We start from the raw sequence: 3,251 nt of genomic DNA on the forward strand, positions 1-3,251 counted from the left end.
CTGATTTGTATAAAGCGTGTGTCCAATTTCTATTCCGTCAACATCTTTTTGTTTACAACTCAATATTGTAAAAATTAGTAAAATGTATATTGTGAAGTTTCTCATTTTCAAATTAACGCCAACGTTTGATATATGTGTCGTAGCAGGGCAAATTGTTACCTTGCTTTTTGATTTTTCTGCGCATTGGTTGCTAACTTTTTCTTTTTGCAATCATTGCACCTTACCAAAAATACAACAACCATTCGGTTCATCGCTTAGCTGCTATGATCACATATATGGTGTTACCAGCTTTTTTATTTTTCATTCCAATTATTCCGTCCGTAAACACCAGGACTTGCATGATCTCCAATTTCAAAATTATAAGAAACGTAATTTATACCTTCCAATTCTGTAAAAGAGAATGTAGTTGAAATTAAAAACTGTTCAGCGCCAGTTGTACCCATTTGTTGAGTTAAAACATTACTATCTGGAATATCTATGAACACGGTGTCTTTATTCTTCCGAGTATATTTAATTTGAACTTTTGGCCAATTATGATTTATAATCTTTTCTATTTTTTTAGAGGTTAGTGTGTCCGAATTAAACTCTCTCACTTTTTTGATTTTAAAGTCGCTAATCTCTTTATCGAATTGATATTCCCATAAAGCTTGTTCAGAGTTGTAGATATTGGTGTTTTCTTGATTTTTTTCTTCCATTAGAATTTTGTCAGGTGTATTTATCGAATCCTTTTTCTCGCTTGTGTTTTTACAACTTAAAATCAAGAAAAGTAAAAATATATGATATGTTTTCATTTTAATTATTGCTGGTAACATTTAATATATGTGTCGTAGCAGAGCAAATTGTTACCCTGTTTTTCGGTTTTTCTGCGCATTGGTTGCTAACTTTTCCCTTTTGCAAGCATTGCGCCTTACCAAATATACAAGAACCATTCGATTCATCAATTAGCTGCTATGATCACATATATATTGTTGTAGTGCGTTATTTTATGCAATATTACCCGTGTAATTTCCGATTGCTTTTAGTTCCGCAATTCCGTCTTCTTTTACCGCTAACGATTTAAGTTCTCGGCAAAAAATATCTATTGCGTTTGGCTCAATAATTAATTCCATTGAGAGTTTATCTTTTTCTTCTTTTCGATATTCCGTTGAGACATTTTCTTCCATTGTGATTAACACTCCACATTTTCCAGTCGGTCCAATCTTATAAAATTCCATTTCAAAATATGCGTAACTATCTTTTTCTCCACAAGAATGGGTCACTTTTTCTTTTCCAAACGGGAATCCGTTAAGTTCCGTTACAAATCCGAGTAAAGATTCAGACACTTCATAAACTTCTGTAATTCCAGAATATCGTCCGTTATTTGCAGAAATCCGCATCTCAAACATATCTTCATCCTTCCAGATAACTTCAAACTTTAAATTATTTTCGTTCATTTTTTTAATGTACTACAACGTTTGATATATGTGTCGTAGCAGGGCAAATTGTTACCTTGCTTTTTGATTTTTCTGCGCATTGGTTGCTAACTTTTACTTTTTGCAAGCATTGCGTCTTACCAAATATAAACGAACCTATCGATTCATCACTGAACTGCTATGATCACATATATCGCGTTGTAGGCTGCTTTTTTATTTTTTTATTATTGTTGGGTTTTCAATCTCCGCTTAGCAGGAATGAAAATTGAAAGTGTAATTAAAAGAATTCCAATTATCCATTTTTCTTTAGTTCCAAACAAAATATCTAATCCAAATTCACCATAAAAAAGAATTCCTGGAATTATAAGTCCCAAGATGGAAAAGGCTAATTTTCTAAAGATTTCATTTCGCTTTCTTTCATTGACTAGCCAAAGGATTATTCCATTTAAAATTACTGATGTTGGATAAAATAACATTCCAATTGCATAAGATAAAAATCCTAATCTTACTAATAAATCCTGTCTTTCTTCCTGAAAGAACTCAATTGATTTTAAATGATAATATCCATTAACCAATAACATTAAATAACCAAATCCGAAAATTATTCCACTAACAAATAGATAAAAGTTTTCATCCCGTCTAATCAATTTTAAGTCTTTATATTTATTTATAGAAAATTCGTTTAAAATATTTTCGTCCATTTAGTTATTTAAGTCTACTTTTTTTGTCGCCTACAACGTCTCTTGTATGATGCGTTTGCTTCCCGAAGGGAGCACATGCAATATACAAATTGTTGTACGTAGTTTTATTCAGTTGTATAATCTTTTATTTTTGTTAATTCGCCTTTTTCGTTCCACCATTTCCAAATCCCGATTTGTTTGTCATTTTCCCATTCAAACTCCATTTCTTTCTGTCCATTTTCATAGTACTTAAAGGATTTCCCGTGACCATTTCCATTTTTATATCTTGTGACACTTTTTAGTTGACCATTTGAGTAGAAATAAGTTGTTGTTGAGATATTTATTTTATCTTTTTTATTATTCCAAAATTCGTCTTTATACCTTAATTGTTTTTTGGAATGATAACCATAATGAGCTCCGGTTTCTATATTTTCGGTATGTTTTATTTCCATAAATATCCTTCCTAAACCATCAATCCCTTTTTCATTTAGTAATCGACCATTTTCGAAAGTCTGATATTCAGTTGTTCTTTCATAAGGGTTATAGATTTTCCACTTTCCAGATTTTCTACGATTTAGATAATAACCTTCGATTAAATTCAATTCGGGGTCTTCTTTTGAGTTTACCAGATATTTTCCGTCTTTAAGTTTTTCTTTTAATGTAAATCCATTGTCGTGTGAGCAATGATAATGGTATTTCATATATTTTTTATTTCCATATTCAATTTTGTATTCTTGTCCGAATGACAGAATGGGAAAGGTCAGAAATATTATTATAATCGAGAATTTCATTTTTTTAGTTATTTAGTTTCTCGAAAATAATTCAGTTCTTTTAATCAGAAAAGTCATAATGAGTGAACTATGATTTTGATTTAGTAACGGGTTTTCTCAAATTACATACAATGTTTAATATATGTGTCGTAGCAGGGCAAAATGTTACCAAGCCATCGACTTTTTCTGCGCATTGGTTGCTAACTTTTCCATTCTGCAAGCATTGCGCCTTAACAAAAATACAGTAACTATTCGATGGATCACTTAGCTGCTATGATCACATATATAGTGTTATCTATTTTTATTTTGCTATAAACTTATCCACTTTTATAACATCTTTCAACTGTAATTCCCAAAAAGTAGCTTGAATTTTTTTTTCCTTAAAAGGT

The 3,251-nt window shown here is 30.9% G+C and carries 5 protein-coding genes; all 5 read right to left on the bottom strand.

Annotated features, from left to right (window positions below):
• On the bottom strand, positions 1-210 hold a 210-nt coding region (locus DK442_RS28640), incomplete at its 3' end, for a hypothetical protein (RefSeq protein ID WP_235010978.1).
• A gap of 83 nt (positions 211-293) precedes the next feature.
• Entirely contained in the window at positions 294-791 is a 498-nt protein-coding gene (locus DK442_RS16680; protein WP_160114226.1) for a hypothetical protein, read from the bottom strand.
• A gap of 192 nt (positions 792-983) precedes the next feature.
• Entirely contained in the window at positions 984-1,433 is a 450-nt protein-coding gene (locus DK442_RS16685) for a hypothetical protein (protein WP_109437041.1), read from the bottom strand.
• A 203-nt stretch (positions 1,434-1,636) separates the two neighbouring features.
• Positions 1,637-2,113, bottom strand: a complete 477-nt coding sequence (locus DK442_RS16690) for a hypothetical protein (RefSeq protein ID WP_109437042.1) — start codon at positions 2,111-2,113, stop codon at positions 1,637-1,639.
• A gap of 104 nt (positions 2,114-2,217) precedes the next feature.
• Entirely contained in the window at positions 2,218-2,793 is a 576-nt protein-coding gene (locus DK442_RS16695; protein WP_160114227.1) for a toxin-antitoxin system YwqK family antitoxin, read from the bottom strand.
• Positions 2,794-3,251 lie beyond the last annotated feature (458 nt).

This window comes from Aquimarina sp. AU119 (assembly GCF_900312735.1).
In the GTDB taxonomy this organism is placed as follows: Bacteria; Bacteroidota; Bacteroidia; order Flavobacteriales; family Flavobacteriaceae; genus Aquimarina; species Aquimarina algiphila.

Coding starts and splice junctions, on each gene's coding strand:
- DK442_RS16695 (WP_160114227.1), bottom strand. CDS start 2,793: ATGAAATACCATTATCATTGCTCACACGACAATGGATTTACATTAAAA.
- DK442_RS16685 (WP_109437041.1), bottom strand. CDS start 1,433: ATGAACGAAAATAATTTAAAGTTTGAAGTTATCTGGAAGGATGAAGAT.
- DK442_RS16690 (WP_109437042.1), bottom strand. CDS start 2,113: ATGGACGAAAATATTTTAAACGAATTTTCTATAAATAAATATAAAGAC.
- DK442_RS16680 (WP_160114226.1), bottom strand. CDS start 791: ATGAAAACATATCATATATTTTTACTTTTCTTGATTTTAAGTTGTAAA.